The following is a 19,323-nucleotide window of genomic DNA, read 5'->3' as shown; positions in this document are numbered from 1 at the left end:
GCACATAGCGAACCCGGGTGGAACGGTATGGAAGGGCATAAACCAACGCCCGCTCAGTAGCCGCGAGGCTCACCGGAGGCGCCGGCGTGATTCAATGCCGATCCACGCGCCACGTCGTGTCACGTGTCAGATGCAACGCGCCGCCGGAGCGCGCTCACTCGTCGGCGATCGCGGCGTTTGTATAGACTTCCTGCACGTCGTCCAGACTCTCCAGCGCGTCGAGCAGTTTCTGCATTTTCACCGCGTCGTCGCCGGTGAATTCGACTTCCGTCTGAGGTTTCATCGTCACCTCGGCCAGTTCGGCCTTGAAGCCCGCGGCTTCGAGCGCGGTCTTCACCTTCGGGAAATCGTTCGGCGGGCACAGCACTTCGATACTGCCGTCTTCATTCGTGACGACGTCGTCAGCGCCGGCTTCGAGTGCGGCTTCCATCAGCTTGTCTTCAGCCGTGCCGGGCGCGAACAGGAACTGGCCGATGTGATCGAACATGAACGACACTGAGCCGTCCGTGCCCATGTTGCCGCCGTTCTTCGAGAACGCGTGACGCACGTCCGCCACCGTGCGCGTGCGGTTGTCGGTCATGGTATCCACGATCACCGCCGCGCCGCCGATGCCGTAGCCTTCGTAGCGGATTTCTTCGTAGTTTGCGCCGTCCACGCCGCCCACACCGCGCTGGATCGCGCGGTTGACGTTATCTTTCGGCATGTTGGCGTCGTACGCCTTTTCGACGGCGAGCCGCAGACGCGGATTCGAGTCGATGTCGCCGCCACCCATGCGGGCCGCAACCTGAATTTCCTTGATGAGCCGCGTCCAGACCTTGCCGCGCTTGGCGTCGGCCGCTGCTTTCTTATGCTTGATGTTGGCCCATTTCGAATGACCCGCCATACCTTTCTCCATCGCGCGCGCCAGCGGGGCGCACGCATTGTGCAATTGTCGTTGCGATGCCGGGCGCTGGTGATTGCGATCTTGCGCCTCGATTCAGACGGTTTCAGCTTGATAACGCCCGGCTGTGTCCGGTTGCGCCGCGGCTAGCGGGACCGGTTTTGCAGCGCGGTTGGGGCCAGGCGGTGCGGCTAGCGGGCTGAAAACGCCGCGCCAGTTCCAGCAAGCCCCGCGTAAAGGCGCGATGCGCCAGGCAGTTGTGCAAGTTGAGCCGCTCTTTGAGCGGATTCGAATTTTATCACGGCGCGGGAGCGCGGCAGAGGGGAGCGTGGCCGGAACGTGCGGGTAAATCGAACGGCGGCGTTTTGCGCGCGCCTCCTCCCGGCCATTTCACTTTTCAACCTGCAGTCAGTTTTTCGTGCCGAACAGGCGGTCGCCGGCGTCGCCGAGACCCGGCACGATGTACGCGTGCTCGTTCAGGTGCGAATCGAGCGAGGCCACGTACAGCTTGACGTCCGGATGCGCGTCCTGGAACACCTGCACGCCTTCCGGCGCGGCCACCAGCGCGAGAAACATGATGTTCTCGCCCGCCACGTTGCGGCGTTTGAGCACGTCTACCGCGTGCACAGCCGAGTAACCGGTCGCGACCATCGGATCGCACAGAATGAACACGCGGTCTTCCAGATCCGGCAGGCGCACCAGATACTCGACCGGGCGATGGTCCTCGGCGCGATACACGCCGATGTGGCCCACGCGCGCCGACGGCACCAGCTCCAGCAGACCGTCCGACATGCCGATGCCGGCACGCAGCACCGGCACGATCGCCAGTTTCTTGCCGGCGATCACCGGTGCGTCGATTTCGACCAGCGGCGTGGTGAGGCGGCGCGTGGTCATCGGCAGGTTGCGGGTGATCTCGTAGCCCATCAACAGCGTGATCTCGCGCAGCAGTTCGCGGAACGTGCGAGTCGAGGTGTCCCGGTCGCGCATATGCGACAGCTTGTGCTGGATCAGCGGGTGATCGAGGATGAAAAGATTGGGAAAACGGCTGTCCTGAGTCATGGCGGGGCGCAAGCGGCGGAAAAAGGGATCGGTTCCGGTATCGGATCGGCGGCTGACGCCGGCTGAAAATACGGCCGGCGGGCACGCCACGGCGCAAGTTTACCGAAAGAGTGCCGCCGGAAGATACCGGAGATTGCAGCAGCCCGGGGCAGTCCGGCACCGATTCTTCTAGAATCGGGGGAAACACGGCCACGATTGGGCGGCCCTGGTCGGCGACACGGGTCGCAAGCCGGGTCACGAGCCGGGCTACGAGCAAGTCACGAAAGGCGCGACCGGTCCACGACCGGTTCGCAATCGAGTCACAACGACGCGCACATTCACGTCACGAGGATACACACATGGACATGGGAATCGCAGGACGCACCGCGCTAGTTTGCGCGGCCAGCAAGGGATTGGGGCGCGGCTGCGCGGAAGCGCTGGCAGCCGAAGGCGTCAATCTGACGATCGTTGCGCGCACGGCGGAGACGCTGGAGGCGACCGCCGCCGAAATCCGCAAGCAAAGCGGCGTGGAAGTGAAAACCGTGGCATGTGACATCACCACGCCGGAAGGACGCGCCGCGGCGCTCGCCGCGTGCCCGCAGCCGGACATTCTGGTCAACAACGCGGGCGGACCGCCGCCGGGCGACTTCCGCAACTTCACGCACGAAGACTGGATCCGTGCGCTGGAGAGCAACATGCTCACGCCGATCGAGCTGATCCGCGCGACCATCGACGGGATGGGCGAGCGCGGCTTTGGGCGCATCGTCAATATCACGAGTTCCGCCGTGAAGGCGCCGATCGACGTGCTCGGCTTGTCCAACGGTGCGCGCTCGGGCCTGACCGGCTTCATCGCGGGTCTCGCGCGCAGCAAGGTGGCGGCCTCGGGCGTGACGATCAACAGCCTGTTGCCGGGCATCTTCGACACCGACCGGATCGCCACCACCTTCGCGGCGCAAGCCAAGGCGCAAGACATTTCCATCGAAGATGCGCGCAAGCAGCGCATGAAGACGATCCCCGCCGGCCGTTTCGGCAATCGCGACGAATTCGGCCGTGCCTGTGCGTTCCTGTGCAGCGTGCACGCCGGCTACATCACCGGGCAGAACTGGTTGATGGACGGCGGCACTTACCCCGGTACGTTCTGAGCGTCCCTGTTTTGAAGCAACCGCAGCACTCTCACTACAACAACGACAATCACAACGGTTTCAGGAGTTTTACGTCATGAGCACCCGCATCGCGCTAATCGCGCACGATCACAAGAAAGACGACATCGTCAAACTGGCCGGCGAATACGTCGATACGCTCAGGCGTTGCGAGATCGTCGCGACCGGCACGACCGGTACGCGTATCGGTGACGCGCACGGTCTCACGGTCGAACGCATGCTGTCCGGCCCGCACGGCGGCGACTTGCAGATCGGCGCGCAACTCGCGGAAGGGCGGGTGGACATGGTGATTTTCCTGCGCGACCCAATGACCCCGCAGCCGCACGAGCCGGATATCAACGCGCTGGTGCGGGCCTGCGACGTGCACAACATTCCCTGCGCCACGAACATTTCGACCGCGCGAATGATTCTCGACGTGCTGACCTTGCGCCTCACGCAGCAGGTCTGAACGCGCGCGTGTTGCGCGATCGGTCGACGTCACACACCAAGGAGACATGATGGTAAAAGCAATCCGATTCGATAAAGCCGGCGGCCCGGAAGTGATGAAATGGGTCGACGTGGAAGTAGGCGAGCCAGGCGCGGGTGAGATTCGCATCAAGCAGAACGCGGTCGGGCTGAACTATATCGACGTGTATTTCCGCACTGGCCTGTACCCATTGCCGCTGCCCGGCGGCCTCGGCATGGAGGCGGCGGGTGAAGTCACCGCGGTCGGCACGGGCGTGAGCGGTTTCAAGGCGGGCGATCGCGTGGCATACGTGGCGCGTCCGCCTGGCGCCTATGCCCAGGAGCGGGTGCTGTCGGCGGCGCAAGTCGTCAAGGTGCCGGACGCGTTGAGCGACGAACAGGCCGCTTCTGTCATGCTGCAAGGGCTGACGGCGCAATATCTGCTGCGCCGCACGTACCCGGTGAAGGCCGGCGACACGATCCTGATCCAGGCCGCGGCCGGCGGCGTTGGGCTGCTGGTGTGCCAATGGGCGAAGGCATTGGGGGCGACAGTGATCGGCACGGTCGGCTCCGACGAGAAAGCCGAGATCGCCAAAGCGCACGGCTGTGACCACGCGATCGTTTATACGCGCGAGAACTTCACCAAGCGCGTGCGTGAGATCACCAATGGCGCGGGTGTGCCGGTGGTGTACGACTCGATCGGTAAGGACACGTTTACCGGCTCGCTCGATTGCCTTGCGCCGCTCGGCCTGTTCGTGAGCTTCGGCAATGCATCGGGACCGTTGCCGCCGATCGATTCGTCGGAATTCGCTGGACGCGGTTCACTATTCTTTACGCGTCCCACGCTCTTCACCTATATCGCCAAACGCAGCGACTACGAGGCAATGTCCTCCGAGCTGTTCGACGTGCTGGTGTCGGGCAAGGTGAAGACGAGCATCAACCAGCGTTATGCGCTGGCGGATGTCGGCCGCGCCCACGCGGATCTCGAAGGCCGCCGTACCACGGGCTCGACGGTTCTGCTGCCGTAACCGTTCATGCCATGACCCCAGGGCGCGGCATCGCGCGGGTGTAAAAACCACAGCGCCATGACGCTCGCCGCAGGCGACATCCGGGTTGGCGCGAAATGCCGCAAGCCCATATCCCGTCGCCATAAGGCCGTTCCGTCCCCGATGGAACGGCCTTTTGCGTTTACGCGATTTTTACACTCCATCTCAAATCTTTGACCTGCCCTTTACGCGGATCGGCATAACGTTGCACCCATCCAAAGTCCGTGAGTGGAGAACAAGATGGATGTGCTGTATGTCGGGGGGCTGGTGCTGTTTTCCGCGCTGACCTTTGCATTGATTGCCGGCTGCGAGAAGTTGATGCAGTTCCGGCGTGGTCAGGGAGCGCGGTCATGAACTGGATTCTCTGGTTGTCGGGCGCGGCTACCGCGCTGTTGTTTGCGTACCTGGTCTATGCGCTGTTGCGCGCGGAGGACATTGAATGAACTCGAACAATGTCCTGCAAGCGGGCCTCTTCATCGTCGTGCTGCTGCTAGCCGCGGTGCCGATGTCCCGCTATCTGAGCAATGTGATGGACGGCACTTCGCGCGTGGTCCGCTTAGGCGGCCCGCTTGAACGCTTGCTGTACCGCATTGCGGGCGTCGATCCGTCGACGGAAATGAGCTGGAAGCACTACGCGATCGCGACGATCGCGTTCAACGTGCTCGGCGTGCTGTTCCTTTACGTGCTGTTGCGCGTGCAAGGCTGGCTGCCGGGCAATCCGCAGCAGTTCGGCCCGATGACGGTAGACGGCGCGTTCAATACCGCGGTCAGCTTCGTGACCAACACGAACTGGCAGGATTACACGCCTGAGCAAACCGTTGGCTACCTGACGCAGATGCTCGGCCTGACCGTGCAGAACTTCTTCTCCGCGGCCACCGGCATTGTGGTGGTGATTGCGCTGATTCGCGGCTTCGCGCGTCATACCGCGCAGACCATCGGCAACTTCTGGGTCGACCTCACGCGGGTGACGCTTTACGTGTTGCTGCCGCTGTCGGTGATCGTCGCCGCGGTTCTGATGGGCCAGGGCGTGATCCAGAACTTCAAGGCGTATGAAGACGTGCCGACGCTGCAAACCACTACGTATGCCGCGCCGAAGCTCGATGCACAAGGCAATCCCGTGAAGGATGCCAAGGGCAATGCAGTGACGGTCGACACACCCGTGAAGACGCAGACCCTCGCGATGGGCCCGGTGGCGTCGCAGGAAGCCATCAAGATGCTCGGCACCAACGGTGGCGGCTTCTTTAACGGCAACTCGGCGCATCCGTACGAAAACCCGACGCCGTTCTCGAACTTCCTGCAGATCTTCTCGATGCTGCTCATCCCCGCGTCGCTCGCGCTGGTGTTCGGCCGGATGATCACGGATCGCAAGCAGGGCGTGGCCGTGCTCGCGGCGATGGCGATCGCCTTCGGCGTGTGCGTGTTCGGCGAGATCAGCGCCGAGCAATCGGGCAATCCGGCGTTGACGGCGTTGCATGTCGATCAATCGGCGAATGCGTTGCAGTCGGGCGGTAATGCGGAAGGCAAGGAAACGCGCTTCGGTATCGCGCAGTCGGGCATCTTCACGGTGGCGACCACGGCGGCTTCGTGCGGCGCGGTGGCCAACACGCACGACTCGCTGACGCCGATCGGCGGCCTCTATCCGATGCTGTTGATACAACTCGGCGAAGTGATCTTCGGCGGCGTGGGTTCCGGTATGTACGGGATGCTCGTGTTCGCGATGCTGGCGGTGTTCGTGGCGGGCCTGATGATCGGCCGCACGCCGGAATACGTCGGCAAGAAGATCGAAGCGTACGAAATGAAGATGGTGTCGATCGTGGTGCTGCTCACGCCGCTGCTGGTGCTGGTGGGTACGTCGATCGCGGTGCTGACCGACGCGGGCAAGGCGGGTATCGCCAACCCCGGCGCGCACGGTTTCTCCGAAATCCTCTACGCGTTCAGTTCGGCTGCGAACAACAACGGTAGTGCGTTTGCCGGTCTGACAGTGAGCACGCCGTTCTACAACTGGCTGACAGCGATCGCGATGTGGTTCGGCCGCTTCGGCACGGTCATCCCGGTGCTGGCGATTGCGGGCTCGCTCGCCGCCAAGAAGCGCATCGGTGTGACCGGCGGCACGCTGCCGACTCATGGCCCGCTGTTCGTCGTGCTGCTGCTCGGCACGGTGCTGCTGGTCGGTGCGCTGACTTATGTGCCTGCGCTCGCGCTCGGTCCTGGTGTCGAACATCTGATCATGATGGGCGCCCATTGAGGCGGCCCGTCGAGATGATCGGAATGATCGGGATGACACAAGCGCGACCAGCGAGTGGCAAGGCGCAAACGGGAAATTCGAGGATTCAATGACTGAACATAATGCAACCAGGTCCATGTTCGACCCGGCGCTGCTGCGCCCGGCGATCGTGGACTCCTTCAAAAAGCTCACGCCGCGCACGCAGTTCCGCAATCCGGTGATGTTCTGCGTGTACGTCGGCAGCATTCTGACGACCATTCTGTGGATCGCCGCGCTTGGCGGCCAGGCCGAGGCGCCCGCGGGTTTCATTCTCGCGGTCACCTTGTGGCTGTGGTTCACGGTGCTGTTCGCGAACTTCGCGGAGGCGCTCGCCGAAGGCCGTTCCAAGGCCCAGGCCGCGTCGCTGCGCAGCGCGAAGAAAGACGTGATGGCCAAGAAGCTCAACGAGCCGCATCCGAAGTCGCCGATCCGTATTCTGACGGCGTCGGATCTGCGTAAAGGCGACGTCGTGCTGGTCGAAACGGGCGACGTGATTCCGGCCGACGGTGAAGTGATCGACGGTGTCGCGTCGGTCGACGAATCGGCGATCACGGGTGAATCCGCACCGGTGATCCGCGAGTCGGGCGGCGACTTTTCGTCGGTGACGGGCGGCACGCGCGTGCTGTCGGACTGGATCGTCGTGCGGGTGACGGCCAATCCGGGCGAAGCCTTCCTCGACCGCATGATCGCGATGGTCGAAGGCGCGAAGCGTCAGAAGACGCCGAACGAAATCGCGCTGACGATTCTGCTGGTCGCGCTGACCATCGTGATGCTGCTGGCTACCGCCACGCTGCTGCCGTTCTCGATGTTCTCCGTCGAAGCTGCAAAAGCGGGCCACGTGGTGACGATTACCGCGCTGGTCGCGCTGCTGGTGTGTCTGATTCCGACCACCATCGGCGGCCTGTTGTCGGCGATCGGTGTGGCTGGTATGAGCCGCATGATGCAGGCGAACGTGATCGCCACTTCAGGCCGTGCTGTTGAAGCCGCCGGCGACGTCGACGTGCTGTTGCTCGACAAGACCGGCACGATCACGCTCGGTAATCGCCAGGCATCGCAGTTCGTGCCGGCGCCCGGCCTGACCGAAGAAGCGCTGGCGGACGCCGCCCAGCTTTCGTCGCTCGCCGACGAAACGCCGGAAGGCCGCAGCATCGTCGTGCTGGCCAAGCAGCGTTTCAACATCCGTCAACGCGATATGGCTTCGCTGCACGCCCAGTTCCTGGCGTTCACGGCGCAAACGCGGATGAGCGGTGTCGATCTGCCGGGCCGTGAAATCCGCAAGGGCGCGGCTGATGCAGTGAAGAACTACGTCGAAGCGAATGGCGGCCGTTTCCCGAACGAAGTCAGCACGGCAGTGGCCGAAGTCGCGCGTCGCGGCAGCACGCCGCTGGTGGTCGCCGAGAAAGGCGAGCAGGGCGCGCGCGTGCTCGGCGTGATCGAACTGAAGGACGTGGTGAAGGGCGGCATCAAGGAGCGCTTTGCCGAACTGCGCAAGATGGGTATCAAGACCATCATGGTGACCGGCGACAACCGGCTGACCGCAGCAGCGATCGCGGCAGAAGCCGGGGTCGACGATTTCCTCGCCGAAGCCACGCCGGAAGCGAAGCTCGCGACGATTCGCGCGCACCAGGCGGAAGGCCGTCTGGTCGCGATGACCGGCGACGGCACCAACGACGCCCCGGCGCTCGCCCAGGCCGACGTCGCGGTGGCGATGAACACCGGCACGCAGGCCGCGAAAGAAGCGGGCAACATGGTCGACCTCGATTCGAATCCGACCAAGCTGATCGAGATCGTCGAGATCGGCAAGCAGATGCTGATGACGCGCGGCTCGCTGACCACGTTCTCGATTGCCAACGACGTCGCCAAGTACTTCGCGATCATCCCGGCGGCTTTTGCCACGACCTATCCGGCACTGAACGCGCTGAACGTGATGCATCTGGCCACGCCGGCCTCCGCGATCATGTCGGCGGTGATTTTCAATGCGCTGATCATCGTGCTGCTGATTCCGCTGGCACTCAAAGGCGTGCGTTATCGCGCGCTGGGCGCGGCGATCCTGCTGCGCCGGAATCTGCTGATCTATGGTTTGGGCGGGATCATCGTGCCGTTCATCGGCATCAAGCTGATCGATATGGTGCTGGCCGCGTTCGGCTGGGTCTGAGAAGCGGCTGTTTAAGAGGAATTACTCATCATGAAAAATCTGTTCCGTCCGTTGATCGTGATTTTCGCGGTACTGACCGCCGTCACCGGGCTCGCTTATCCCGCTGTGATGACCGCGGTCGGTCAGGCGGCCTTCAACGATCAGGCCAACGGCAGCCTGCTCGAGCAGAACGGCAAGGTGGTCGGCTCGAAGCTGATCGGCCAGCAGTTCGATGCGCCGCAATACTTCTGGGGCCGCCTGTCGGCCACCAGCCCGATGCCGTACAACCCGACGGGCTCGGCCGGTTCGAACCTCGGCCCGACCAACCCGGCGCTGCTCGACGAAGTCAAAGGCCGTATCGACGCGTTGAAGGCTGCCGGCACGGATATGTCGAATCCGGTGCCGGTCGATCTGGTGACGTCCTCGGGCAGTGGTCTCGATCCTGAGATCAGCCCGGCGGCCGCCGCTTATCAGATCGAACGCGTCGCCAAGGCGCGCAAGCTCGCCACGAACGACGTGCAGGCCCTGGTCGATCGTTATACGACTGGCCGCCAGTTCGGTATTCTGGGTGAGCCGCGCGTGAATGTGCTGCAACTGAATCTGGCACTGGACGAGATGAAACACGGTTGAACGCTGTCAGGCGTCGCCGGGCGACTCTTAACGGCGCTCGACGTCGACAGGCACCGTGGATGACTGTGGTTCGAGAAGGCGGCGTCCATCTGGTGCCGCCTTCGCCATTTGTTCGCGGCCGTTGTTGCAACGGGCCACCCAGGGCACCCTCATGCATCGCTGCGAACTCGGCGTGGCAGCCATGGTCATTTGCGGGCCGGCCGCCGGCGTGCCACCATGCTGGCACTATCGCTCGCCTTACTATGAAAAACATTGAGCATGAACCGCCCCGATCCTGACGAACTGCTCGACAAGCTGCAACGTGACGAAGAAAAGCGTCAGCGCGGCCGGCTGAAGATTTTCTTCGGCGCGTCGGCCGGCGTCGGCAAGACCTACGCCATGTTGCAGGCCGCGCGGCGCCGTGCCGATGAAGGCGCGGACGTGGTGGTCGGCATCGCCGAAACCCATGGCCGCAGCGAAACCGCTGCGCTGCTCGAAGGCCTCGACGTGCTGCCGCTCGCGCATATCGAGTATCGCGGCCGCAAGCTCGGCGAGTTCGATCTCGACGCCGCGCTCGCGCGCAAGCCGCAACTGATCCTGGTCGACGAACTCGCGCATTCGAACGTGCAGGGCGCGCGGCATCTGAAGCGCTGGCAGGACGTCTACGAACTGCTCGATGCGGGGATCGACGTCTACACCACGGTCAACGTCCAGCACCTCGAAAGCTTGAACGACGTGGTCGGCCAGATCACCGGCATCCGCGTCTGGGAGACGGTGCCCGACCGCGTGTTCGATCGCGCCGACGAAGTCACGCTGGTCGACCTGCCCGCCGAGGAACTGCTCGACCGGATGCGCGACGGCAAGGTGTATTTGCCGCAGCAGGCCGAGCGCGCGGTGCGCAACTTCTTTCGCAAGGGCAATCTGATCGCGCTGCGCGAGCTGGCGTTGCGCCGCACCGCGGACCGGGTCGATGCGCAGATGCGGGAATATCGCGCCGATCGTTCGATCCAGCGGATCTGGCAGGCGCGTGAGCGCTTGCTGGTGTGCGTGGGCCCGGGTCCGGAAGCGCCGATGCTGGTGCGCGCCGCAGCGCGCCTCGCCGCCAGCCTGAAGGCCGACTGGATCGCCGTCTACGTGGAAACGCCCGCGCTGCAGCGCTTGCCCGATGCCCGCCGCGAACGCACGCTGAACGCCTTGAAGCTTGCCGCCGAACTCGGCGCAGAAACCGCGACGCTCGCGGCCACCGATGCGGCCGCCGCACTGATCGGTTACGCGCAGGCTCGCAACGTCTCGAAGCTGGTCGCCGGCGCTTCGGCGCGCACCGGTTTCACGCGCTGGCTGCGCCGGCCGCTCGGCGAGCGCATCGCCGAACGCGCGGGCGATCTCGATCTCACGCTGATTCGCGCGTCGTCGGAACGTGACGGCGGCGAGCATCGGCGCTTACTGAACACCACGGCGAATGCATGGCGCGAGGTGTTGAGCACGGCGCGCGAACGCCGCTCGCCGCCGCGTGCTTACGGTTTCGCGCTGGCGATTTGCGCGGCCATTACGCTGCTGTCGAGCCAGCTGATCGATCATATCGATCTGACCAACCTCGTCATGCTGTACCTGCTCGGCGTGATCTTTACCGCCGTGAAGCTGGGCCGCGGACCGGGTGTCGTACTGTCGTTCATGAGCGTGGCCGCGTTCGATTTCTTCTTCGTGCCGCCGCGCATGTCGCTGTCGGTGTCCGATACGCAGTATCTGCTGACCTTCATCGGCATGCTGCTGACTTCGCTCGTCATCAGCCATCTCACCTCGAGCTTGCGCCGTGAGGCGAGTGTCGCGCGGCGTCGCGAGCAACGCACCGGCGCGATGTACGCCATGGCGCGTGAACTCGCGGCGGCGCTCACCACCGAGCAGATCGTCGGCATCGGCAGCCGGCATGTGAGCGAAGTGTTCGGCGCGCGCGTCGCGGTCCTGTTGCCGGACAGCGCCGATCAGGTGAAGCAGAAGATCGAAGACCCCGACGCGGCCATCACGCTCGACGGCGCACTGCTCGATAGCGACGTGGGCCAATGGGTCTACGATCAGCAGAAGCCTGCCGGGCAAGGCACCGATACGCTGCCGGCCGCCGCGGCGCTGTACTTGCCGTTGAAGGCGCCGATGCGCACGCGCGGCGTGCTCGCGGTCGTGATGCGCGATGAACGCGAGCTGGACGTGCCCGAGCAGCAACGCATGCTCGACGCGTTCGCCGCGCAAATCGCGCTGGCTCTCGAGCGCGTGCACTACGTCGACATCGCGCGCGACGCGCTCGTCAATATGGAATCCGAGCGCTTGCGCAATTCGCTGCTGTCGGCCATCTCGCACGATTTGCGTACACCGTTGACGACGATCGTCGGCTTCTCGTCGATGCTGGCGCAATCGCGCGAGGCGCATGCTGATGCGCAACCCGGCGACGATCTCGTCGAAGCGATTCACGAAGAAGCGCTGCGCATGACCGGCATCGTCACCAATCTGCTCGACATGGCGCGCCTGCAGGCGGGCAGCCTGCAACTGAACCAGCAATGGACGCTGCTCGAAGAAACCGTCGGCGCCGCGCTGCGGGCATGCAGACGCGTGCTGGCGAAACATCCGGTACAGGTGAAGCTGCCCGCGGATTTGCCGCTGTTGCATCTGGACGCCGTGCTGATGGAACGGCTCTTCTCGAACCTGTTCGAGAATGCCGCCAAATACACCGCGCCGGACACGCCTTTGGCGATCAGCGCGCAACGCCTCGACGCGGACGGCAAGTCGTTCGTACGCGTCGCGGTCGACGATAGCGGGCCGGGTCTGCCGGCCGGCATGGAAGCGCGTGTGTTCGAGAAATTCACGCGCGGCGAGAAGGAGTCGGCCAAGCCGGGCATCGGCCTCGGCCTCGCGATCTGCCGCGCGATCGTCGAAGCGCACGGCGGTACAATCGGCGCGCTCAATCGCTTATCCGCGGACGGCCGCGTCGAAGGCGCGCGCTTCTGGTTCACGCTGCCGGTGGAAACGCCGCCCGAAGCACCGGATGCGCTGGAAGACGAAGGCGCCGACACGTTGCCTGACCTTGATTCAACTCTTAACCCGGTTTCCAGGCCTAGCCATGAGTGACCCGAGCATCACTGTCGTTCTGATTGAAGACGAAAAACAGATTCGCCGCTTCGTGCGGACCGCGCTGGAAGGCGAGGGCATCGTCGTGCACGACGCCGAGACCGGCAAGCAGGGTCTTGTCGAAGCCGCGACGCGCAAACCCGATCTAATCATCGTCGATCTCGGGCTGCCCGACACCGACGGTCTCGATGTGATTCGTGAGCTGCGTGGCTGGAGCGAGCTGCCGGTGATCGTGCTGTCGGCGCGCACCCAGGAAACCGAGAAAGTCGCGGCGCTCGATGCCGGCGCGGACGATTACCTCACCAAGCCATTCGGTGTGTCCGAACTGCTGGCGCGCATCCGCGCGCATATGCGGCGGCGCAATCAGGGCGGCGCGAATGAATCGCCGGTGGTGCGCTTCGGCGCGGTGACGGTGGATCTGGCCTTGCGTCAGGTGAGCCGCGACAGCGTGGCCGTCCATCTGACGCCGATCGAATATCGCCTGCTCGCGACGCTGGTACGTCACGCCGGCCGTGTGCTGACGCATCGGCAATTGCTGCGCGAGGTGTGGGGGCCGTCGCATGTCGAGAGCCATCACTATCTGCGTATCTACATGGCGCATCTGCGCGGGAAACTGGAGCGCGATCCGGCGCAGCCGGAGCATATCGTGACGGAAACCGGTGTGGGCTACCGGCTGGTGGGCGCGGTTTAACCTTGCCGAGGCGCACGGCGGGTTTTGCCAGCGTCTCGTGCCAGTTCGGTTGCGAAATGCGCATTCGTTGCGAAATGTCCACTCGCTTGCGAAAGGTCCGCTGAGCCATGCGGCTGCTCGCCGCACCGAAGCGGTGCGCTATTTTGATATAATTACGGTCCGTAAGGACGACCTTACGCATCCGCTACGAACGGGGACGGCCCCATCTGACCATGGAGCTGTCTGATGTCCTGGTTTCTTCTGTTGATTGCCGGTTTGCTCGAAGTCGCGTGGGCAGCCGGTCTCAAAACCTCCGAAGGTTTCACCCGCCTCTGGCCCTCCGTATTCACGGTGGTAACCGCGCTCGGCAGCTTTGTCCTGCTTGCCATGGCGATGCGCCAGTTGCCGCTCGGTACGGCCTATGCCGTATGGACCGGGATCGGTGCGGTCGGCGCGTTCATCTTCGGCATCGTCATGATGGGGGAGGCCCTGACGGTCGCGCGGGTGGCGAGCGCGGCGCTGATCGTGATCGGATTGATCGGGTTGAAGCTGTCCTCCGGGCATTGAGTCCTTGATATCCAACCGGCAGAGCGAGGCGCGAGCGTGCTCGCGCCGCGCGCAGACTCGGCACCGACCGGACGCGGACCGCGCGCCAACCAGACGCCAACCAGACGCCAACCAGACGCCAACCAGACGCCAACCAGACGCCAACCAGACGCCAACCAGACGCCAATTGAGCCGCAGCCAGACGCCATTCGAGCCCGCCATTTGTTCGCGGCTCTGCGTTCTGCGAATTAACGTGGCTATAATGAGATTGAATCCAACCTGAAATTGCCCGCGGCCCATTTGGCGCGGCCGGCTTGGCGCGGGTCTGACGTCTTCGGTGCGGCGGTTCCCTTTCCTTTGCCCGTCGAAGCGCCCGGCACGCACAGCGCGCCTGGAGGCGGCCATGCTTGAATCACTTTCGCTTGCTGCGGGCCTGTCATGGGGCAGCGGCCTGCGCCTCTATCTGACAGTCCTGCTGGCCGGCGTGTTCGCGCGTCTGGGCCTCGTCCATCTACCCGATACGCTGTCCGCCCTGTCCTCGCCGTGGGTTATCGGTGTGGCCGGCGTGCTGACGATCACGGAATTTCTCGCCGACAAAATCCCCGCGTTCGATTCGTTATGGGACGCGATCCATACCTTCATCCGCATTCCGGCCGGCGCCATGCTGGCGGCCGGCGCACTCGGCCATGCCGATCCTGCGCTGCTGACGGTCGCGGCGCTCGCCGGCGGCACGCTGGCAGGCACCGCGCATCTGGCGAAAGCGGGCACGCGCGCGCTGATCAATCTGTCGCCGGAACCGGTCTCGAATGTCGTGACCTCGACCGCTGAAGACGGTCTCGTATTTGGCGGCATGCTGCTAGCGCTGTTCGTGCCGCTCCTGTTTCTGGTGTTGATGGTGGGCTTCCTGATGCTGGCGAGCTGGGCGTTGCCGCGGCTGTGGCGTGGGGTACAGGGCGGTTTTCGCGGGATGGCGACACACATGGTGTCGCGCTTTGCCAGGAGCAGGCACGATTGAGCGATACGGTAAGAGATTCGACGGCGCGCGCTGATGCAAAGCCGACGCGCCGGCTGGGCGGCATGGACGTGCTGCGCCAGGCCATTCGCATGACGGCACGCGACTGGCGCGCCGGCGAACTGACGATGCTGCTGTTGGCGCTGGTGCTGGCCGTCGCGGCTTTGTCGAGTGTCGGCTTTCTGGCCGACCGTTTGCACCAGGGGCTCGAGCGTGATGCGCGGCGCATGATCGCCGCCGATTTCATTGTCCGCGCCGATCATCCGGTCGATCCGCAGTTCGCACAGCAAGCGAAAGCGCTCGGTCTGAATACCGCCAGTACGGCGATCTTCCCTAGCATGATCAACACGACCGGCGCGCAGCCGGTGTCGCGACTCGCCGCCATCAAGGCGGTGTCGCCGGGTTATCCGTTGCGCGGCGCGTTGCGGATTGCCGCGGCGCCGGGCGCGGCGGACCACGAAACCCAGTCGATTCCGGCGCCGGGTACGGTGTGGGTCGATCAGGCATTGCTCGACGCCTTGAAGCTGCATGTCGGCGATGCGGTGAAGGTCGGTACCCGGAGCTTCTCGATTGGCGCGATCATCACCCGCGAACTCGACCGTGGCTTCTCGTTCGTCAATTTTTCACCGCGTTTGATGCTGCGTGCCGACGAGGTCCAGTCGACCGGCCTCATCGCCTTCGGCAGCCGCGTGACGTACCGGTTGCTGGTGGCGGGCACGGATGCATCCGTGGCGCGCTTCGCCCAATTCGCGCATGACAGAGTGGACGGCGGCAAGATGCGCGGCGTCGCGCTCGAATCGTTGCAGGACGGTCAGCCGCAAGTGCGTCAGACGCTCGATCGGGCGAGCCACTTCCTCACGCTGGTCTCGTTGCTCACCGCGTTGCTCGCGGCGGTCGCGATCGCGATGGCCGCGCATCGGTATATGCGCCGGCATCTGGATGGCTGCGCGGCGATGCGTTGCCTCGGTGTCAGTCAGAGGACGCTGCGCGCGCTATTCACGCTGGAATTCGTCGCGCTGGGTTTGATCGGCGGCGCGCTCGGCGTGGCGCTCGGTTACCTGGGGCACATGGCGTTGCTGACGTGGCTCGGCAGTCTGATCGACGTCGCGTTGCCGTACCCAACAGTGTGGCCGGCGCTCGAAGGGATCGCCGCCGGCCTCGTCCTGTTGCTCGGCTTCGCATTGCCGCCGCTGTTGCCGCTGACTCGCGTACCGCCGGTGCGTGTGCTGCGTCGCGAATGGGGTGAAGCGGGGCGCACCGCCTGGGCCGCCTACGCGCTTGGCATCGTGCTGTTCGCCGCGCTGCTGATCGTCGCGGCGGGCGAGTTGAAACTCGGCGGCATTGTCGCGGGCGGCTTCGCCGGCGGACTGCTGGTGTTCGCGTGCATCGCGCGGGTTGCGCTGTGGGGCGCGTCGCGGCTCGTGCGCAGCGAGCGCGTGAACGCGGGCATCGGCTGGCGCTATGCGTTGGCGTCGCTGGAGCGGCGCAGCGGCGCAAGCGCGTTGCAGATCACCGCGCTCGGCATCGGCCTGATGTGCCTGTTGCTCATCGCGATGACGCGTAACGACCTCGTGGCGGGCTGGCGCAAATCGACGCCGCCCGACGCGCCGAACGAATTCATCATCGACATCCAGCCCGACCAGCGCGACGCCGTCACGCAGTATCTAGGCACGCATGGCGTGCCCGGCACGGTGCTCTCACCGATGGTGCGCGGCCGTCTGATCGCCATCAACGGCAAGCCGGTCAATCCGGATTCGTTCAAGGGCGAAGATGCGAGGCGCCTCGTCGACCGCGAATTCAATCTTTCGTATACGACAGAGCTGCCCGACGACAACCGTCTGTCTGCCGGCACGTGGTACGGCGACACGAAGACGCCGCAGATTTCGATCGAGCAGGGGCTCGCGAAGCTGATCAATGTGAAGCCCGGCGACACGCTGCGCTTCGACGTGACGGGTTTGCAGATCGACGCGCCGGTGACCAGTGTGCGCAAGCTCGACTGGGGCTCGTTCAAGGTTAACTTTTTCGTGCTGATGCCGCCGGTCGCGTTGCAGGATTTCCCGGCGACGTTCATCACCAGTTTCCATTTGCCGCCCGACAAACAATCGACCATCGACGGGCTGATCGCTGCCTATCCGAACCTCACGGCGATCGACACCGCGCCGATTCTCGCGCAGGTACAGCGCGTGTTGCAGCAGGTGATCGGCGCGGTGCAGTTCCTGTTCGCGTTCACGCTGGCGGCCGGCGTGCTGGTGCTCTACGCCGCGCTCGCCGGCACGCGTGACGAGCGCATGCGAGAATCCGCGCTGTTGCGCGCGCTGGGGGCCTCGCATCGCCAGGTGCGCGCGGTGCAAGTCGCCGAGTTCGTGTCGGTGGGCGCGCTGGCGGGTTTGATGGCGGCGCTCGGCGCGCAGGTGATCGGCTGGTTGCTGGCGACGCGCGTGTTCGAGTTTTATCTGACGTTCGATCCGTGGTTGCTGCCCGCGGGGATCGCGGCCGGCATCGCCTGCGCGGGCGTGGGCGGCTGGCTCAGCTTGCGGCATGTGCTGGCGCGGCCCGCGTTGCAATCGCTGCGCGACGCGTGAATTTTCTTTTCTGTTTTTGTGATTGGGTATGAGCGATCTTAACGACGAAGTGTCCACGGCACAGCCGACGGCCTTCGAACTGGTGGGCGGCGAAACGCGTGTACGCGAGCTGATCGACCGGTTTTACGACCTGATGGATCTCGAGCCGGAATTCGCCGGGATTCGGGCCTTGCATCCGGAGTCGCTCGACGGCTCGCGCGATAAGTTTTTCTGGTTCCTGTGCGGTTGGATGGGTGGCCCCGATCACTACATCAGCCGCTTCGGTCATCCGAGATTGAGGGCGCGGCATATGCCGTTTCCGATCGCTTCCAGCGAGCGCGATCAGTGGCTGCGTTGCATGGCGTGGGCGATGGAAGACGTGGGGCTTTCCGAGCCGTTGAGGGAACGCTTGCTGGCGTCGTTCTTCGAGACCGCGGACTGGATGCGCAACCGCAATGGTTGATGGGGGAGCGGGGCTGCGAGCAGAGGCGCGCGCAGTACTCGACTGCTGGTTCGGCGCGCCGGATTCGCCTACCTTCGGGCAGGAGCGGAAGTGCTGGTTCTCCCGCGACAAAGCCTTCGATGCGATGCTGCGGGAACGCTTTGGCGCACTCATCGACTCGGCCCGCGAAGGGGCGCTCGACAGCTGGACGCAAAGGCCGCTCGGCGCGTTGGCGCTGGTCATCGTGCTGGATCAGTTTTCCCGCAATTGCCACCGCGGTACGCCGCGCGCTTTCGCTACCGATCATCAAGCGTTGCGCGTCGCCCAGCAGATGATCGCAAGCGGCGCCGATCTTTTGTTGCCGGGCGCGCATCATCGCGCGTTCGCGTATTTGCCGTTCGAACATGACGAAACGCTCGCGAGTCAGCAGGAATCGCTGCGCCTGTTCACGCAGCTGAAGGCCGAGCCGGGCGGTGCGTCTTACTACTCGTCCGCGGTCAGGCACGCCAGAATCATCGAGCGTTTCGGACGCTTTCCGCATCGCAATGCAACGCTTGGGCGTCAGTCGACAGCTGAAGAAGCGGCGTTTCTGAAAGAACCTGGTTCGTCGTTCTAGGCGACCGCTCAGCGTCCGCCGCTGACGTCGAGCAGCGCGCCCGTCACATACGAGGCGGCGTCGCTCAGCAACCAGACGATCGACTCGGCGACTTCGTCGGCGCTGCCCGGGCGGCCCAGCGGTGTGGAGGCGCCGAGTTGGGCGGCGCGCTCCGGCTTGCCGCCGCTGGCGTGGATCTCGGTATCGATCAGGCCGGGACGCACCGCGTTCACGCGCACCCCCTGCGGGCCGAGTTCCTTGGCGAGGCCGATGGTCAGGGTGTCGACGGCGCCTTTCGAGCCGGCGTAGTCGACGTATTCGTTCGGCGAACCCAGACGCGCCGCCGCCGATGAGAGGTTCACGATCACGCCACCCGCGCCGCCACGGCTGGTCGACATCCGGCGTGCGGCTTCGCGTGCGCACAGATATGCGCCGAGCACGTTGACGTCGAACATGCGCTTCAGACGCGCGAGGTCCATATCCGCGAGCTGGCTCGACGGCGCGACGATCCCGGCATTGTTGACGAGCGCGTCGAGCTGGCCGAACTTTTGCTGGAGGGCGTCGAACATCGCGATCACATCGGCTTCGCTGGCGACGTCGCCGGCAATCGGCAACGCGTGGCCGCCCGCGCGCTCCACTTCCGCCACGGTTTCCTGCGCGGCCGCGAGATTGCGCGCGTAATTCACGCCGACCGACCAGCCGCGTGCGCCGAGCAAACGTGCGGTCGCGCGGCCAATGCCGCGGCTGCCGCCGGTGATCAGAACGGTTTTCGTCATTGCAATCTCATCATTCGGGTGAGGGCCCATGCG

Annotated in this window: 18 protein-coding genes; 15 read left to right on the top strand and 3 right to left on the bottom strand. The window is 64.5% G+C overall.

Features of this window, described 5'->3' with window-relative positions; all coding sequences use genetic code 11:
- Positions 1-154: 154 nt before the first annotated feature.
- The gene (locus tag PQR53_RS10870) at positions 155-883 is read right to left on the bottom strand and encodes a YebC/PmpR family DNA-binding transcriptional regulator (protein ID WP_408452976.1); all 729 of its coding nucleotides are present in this window, start codon (positions 881-883) and stop codon (positions 155-157) included.
- Between the two features lie 405 nt (positions 884-1,288).
- Positions 1,289-1,939 carry a uracil phosphoribosyltransferase gene (gene upp / locus PQR53_RS10865; RefSeq protein ID WP_012432337.1) on the bottom strand — a complete coding sequence of 217 codons (651 nt, stop codon included), beginning with the start codon at positions 1,937-1,939 and terminating at the stop codon, positions 1,289-1,291.
- A 338-nt stretch (positions 1,940-2,277) separates the two neighbouring features.
- On the opposite strand from upp, the gene PQR53_RS10860 reads away from it, so the two are divergent.
- The 15 genes from PQR53_RS10860 (at position 2,278) to PQR53_RS10790 (ending at position 18,535) form a co-directional block, all read left to right on the top strand.
- Positions 2,278-3,060 (top strand): SDR family oxidoreductase, encoded by a 783-nt coding sequence (locus PQR53_RS10860; protein ID WP_408452973.1) that lies wholly within the window; start codon positions 2,278-2,280, stop codon positions 3,058-3,060.
- 76 nt (positions 3,061-3,136) lie between these two features.
- A complete protein-coding gene (locus tag PQR53_RS10855) occupies positions 3,137-3,526 on the top strand; it encodes a methylglyoxal synthase (protein ID WP_074284944.1) in 390 nt (129 codons plus the stop codon).
- 49 nt (positions 3,527-3,575) lie between these two features.
- The gene (locus PQR53_RS10850) at positions 3,576-4,550 is read left to right on the top strand and encodes a quinone oxidoreductase family protein (RefSeq protein WP_408452970.1); all 975 of its coding nucleotides are present in this window, start codon (positions 3,576-3,578) and stop codon (positions 4,548-4,550) included.
- 258 nt (positions 4,551-4,808) lie between these two features.
- Entirely contained in the window at positions 4,809-4,922 is a 114-nt protein-coding gene (locus PQR53_RS10845; protein WP_120345708.1) for a potassium ABC transporter ATPase, read from the top strand.
- Positions 4,919-5,011: a K(+)-transporting ATPase subunit F gene (gene kdpF / locus PQR53_RS10840; RefSeq protein ID WP_007583461.1), complete on the top strand. Its 93-nt coding sequence runs from the start codon at positions 4,919-4,921 to the stop codon at positions 5,009-5,011. Before PQR53_RS10845 ends, kdpF begins: the two co-directional genes overlap by 4 nt.
- On the top strand, positions 5,008-6,813 hold the full coding sequence (gene kdpA, locus PQR53_RS10835) for a potassium-transporting ATPase subunit KdpA (protein ID WP_408452967.1): 1,806 nt from the start codon (positions 5,008-5,010) through the stop codon (positions 6,811-6,813). The genes kdpF and kdpA overlap by 4 nt, the downstream gene beginning before the upstream one ends.
- A gap of 88 nt (positions 6,814-6,901) precedes the next feature.
- Positions 6,902-8,986, top strand: coding sequence for a potassium-transporting ATPase subunit KdpB (gene kdpB / locus PQR53_RS10830; RefSeq protein ID WP_323043589.1), 2,085 nt, complete (start codon positions 6,902-6,904; stop codon positions 8,984-8,986).
- Positions 8,987-9,016: 30 nt separating this feature from the next.
- Positions 9,017-9,595 (top strand): potassium-transporting ATPase subunit KdpC, encoded by a 579-nt coding sequence (kdpC, locus tag PQR53_RS10825; RefSeq protein ID WP_408452963.1) that lies wholly within the window; start codon positions 9,017-9,019, stop codon positions 9,593-9,595.
- 258 nt (positions 9,596-9,853) lie between these two features.
- Positions 9,854-12,688 carry a DUF4118 domain-containing protein gene (locus PQR53_RS10820; RefSeq protein WP_408452960.1) on the top strand — a complete coding sequence of 945 codons (2,835 nt, stop codon included), beginning with the start codon at positions 9,854-9,856 and terminating at the stop codon, positions 12,686-12,688.
- Entirely contained in the window at positions 12,681-13,379 is a 699-nt protein-coding gene (gene kdpE, locus PQR53_RS10815) for a two-component system response regulator KdpE (RefSeq protein WP_179737172.1), read from the top strand. Before PQR53_RS10820 ends, kdpE begins: the two co-directional genes overlap by 8 nt.
- Before the next feature lie 225 nt (positions 13,380-13,604).
- A complete protein-coding gene (gene sugE, locus PQR53_RS10810) occupies positions 13,605-13,925 on the top strand; it encodes a quaternary ammonium compound efflux SMR transporter SugE (RefSeq protein WP_408452958.1) in 321 nt (106 codons plus the stop codon).
- Between the two features lie 382 nt (positions 13,926-14,307).
- A complete protein-coding gene (locus PQR53_RS10805) occupies positions 14,308-14,919 on the top strand; it encodes a DUF4126 domain-containing protein (protein ID WP_179737174.1) in 612 nt (203 codons plus the stop codon).
- Positions 14,916-17,498: an ABC transporter permease gene (locus tag PQR53_RS10800; RefSeq protein ID WP_408452955.1), complete on the top strand. Its 2,583-nt coding sequence runs from the start codon at positions 14,916-14,918 to the stop codon at positions 17,496-17,498. Before PQR53_RS10805 ends, PQR53_RS10800 begins: the two co-directional genes overlap by 4 nt.
- 28 nt (positions 17,499-17,526) lie before the next feature.
- Positions 17,527-17,940 (top strand): group II truncated hemoglobin, encoded by a 414-nt coding sequence (locus PQR53_RS10795; protein ID WP_408452952.1) that lies wholly within the window; start codon positions 17,527-17,529, stop codon positions 17,938-17,940.
- Positions 17,933-18,535 carry a DUF924 family protein gene (locus tag PQR53_RS10790; protein WP_408452950.1) on the top strand — a complete coding sequence of 201 codons (603 nt, stop codon included), beginning with the start codon at positions 17,933-17,935 and terminating at the stop codon, positions 18,533-18,535. The genes PQR53_RS10795 and PQR53_RS10790 overlap by 8 nt, the downstream gene beginning before the upstream one ends.
- An 8-nt stretch (positions 18,536-18,543) precedes the next feature.
- Here the strand turns inward: PQR53_RS10790 and PQR53_RS10785 are convergent, their stop codons facing one another.
- Positions 18,544-19,290, bottom strand: a complete 747-nt coding sequence (locus tag PQR53_RS10785) for an SDR family oxidoreductase (protein WP_408452947.1) — start codon at positions 19,288-19,290, stop codon at positions 18,544-18,546.
- Positions 19,291-19,323: the final 33 nt, after the last annotated feature.

The sequence above is a fragment of the Paraburkholderia fungorum genome (genome assembly GCF_046027605.1).
Lineage (GTDB): Bacteria > Pseudomonadota > Gammaproteobacteria > Burkholderiales > Burkholderiaceae > Paraburkholderia > Paraburkholderia fungorum_F.
The sequence above is the reverse complement of the archived record's forward strand: the minus strand, read 5'-3'. Positions and strand labels throughout refer to the sequence as shown.

Coding starts and splice junctions, on each gene's coding strand:
- kdpE (WP_179737172.1), top strand. CDS start 12,681: ATGAGTGACCCGAGCATCACTGTCGTTCTGATTGAAGACGAAAAACAG.
- PQR53_RS10855 (WP_074284944.1), top strand. CDS start 3,137: ATGAGCACCCGCATCGCGCTAATCGCGCACGATCACAAGAAAGACGAC.
- PQR53_RS10860 (WP_408452973.1), top strand. CDS start 2,278: ATGGACATGGGAATCGCAGGACGCACCGCGCTAGTTTGCGCGGCCAGC.
- upp (WP_012432337.1), bottom strand. CDS start 1,939: ATGACTCAGGACAGCCGTTTTCCCAATCTTTTCATCCTCGATCACCCG.
- sugE (WP_408452958.1), top strand. CDS start 13,605: ATGTCCTGGTTTCTTCTGTTGATTGCCGGTTTGCTCGAAGTCGCGTGG.
- PQR53_RS10795 (WP_408452952.1), top strand. CDS start 17,527: ATGAGCGATCTTAACGACGAAGTGTCCACGGCACAGCCGACGGCCTTC.
- PQR53_RS10785 (WP_408452947.1), bottom strand. CDS start 19,290: ATGACGAAAACCGTTCTGATCACCGGCGGCAGCCGCGGCATTGGCCGC.
- kdpB (WP_323043589.1), top strand. CDS start 6,902: ATGACTGAACATAATGCAACCAGGTCCATGTTCGACCCGGCGCTGCTG.
- kdpC (WP_408452963.1), top strand. CDS start 9,017: ATGAAAAATCTGTTCCGTCCGTTGATCGTGATTTTCGCGGTACTGACC.
- PQR53_RS10845 (WP_120345708.1), top strand. CDS start 4,809: ATGGATGTGCTGTATGTCGGGGGGCTGGTGCTGTTTTCCGCGCTGACC.
- PQR53_RS10790 (WP_408452950.1), top strand. CDS start 17,933: ATGGTTGATGGGGGAGCGGGGCTGCGAGCAGAGGCGCGCGCAGTACTC.
- PQR53_RS10850 (WP_408452970.1), top strand. CDS start 3,576: ATGGTAAAAGCAATCCGATTCGATAAAGCCGGCGGCCCGGAAGTGATG.
- PQR53_RS10870 (WP_408452976.1), bottom strand. CDS start 883: ATGGCGGGTCATTCGAAATGGGCCAACATCAAGCATAAGAAAGCAGCG.
- kdpA (WP_408452967.1), top strand. CDS start 5,008: ATGAACTCGAACAATGTCCTGCAAGCGGGCCTCTTCATCGTCGTGCTG.
- PQR53_RS10805 (WP_179737174.1), top strand. CDS start 14,308: ATGCTTGAATCACTTTCGCTTGCTGCGGGCCTGTCATGGGGCAGCGGC.
- PQR53_RS10820 (WP_408452960.1), top strand. CDS start 9,854: ATGAACCGCCCCGATCCTGACGAACTGCTCGACAAGCTGCAACGTGAC.
- kdpF (WP_007583461.1), top strand. CDS start 4,919: ATGAACTGGATTCTCTGGTTGTCGGGCGCGGCTACCGCGCTGTTGTTT.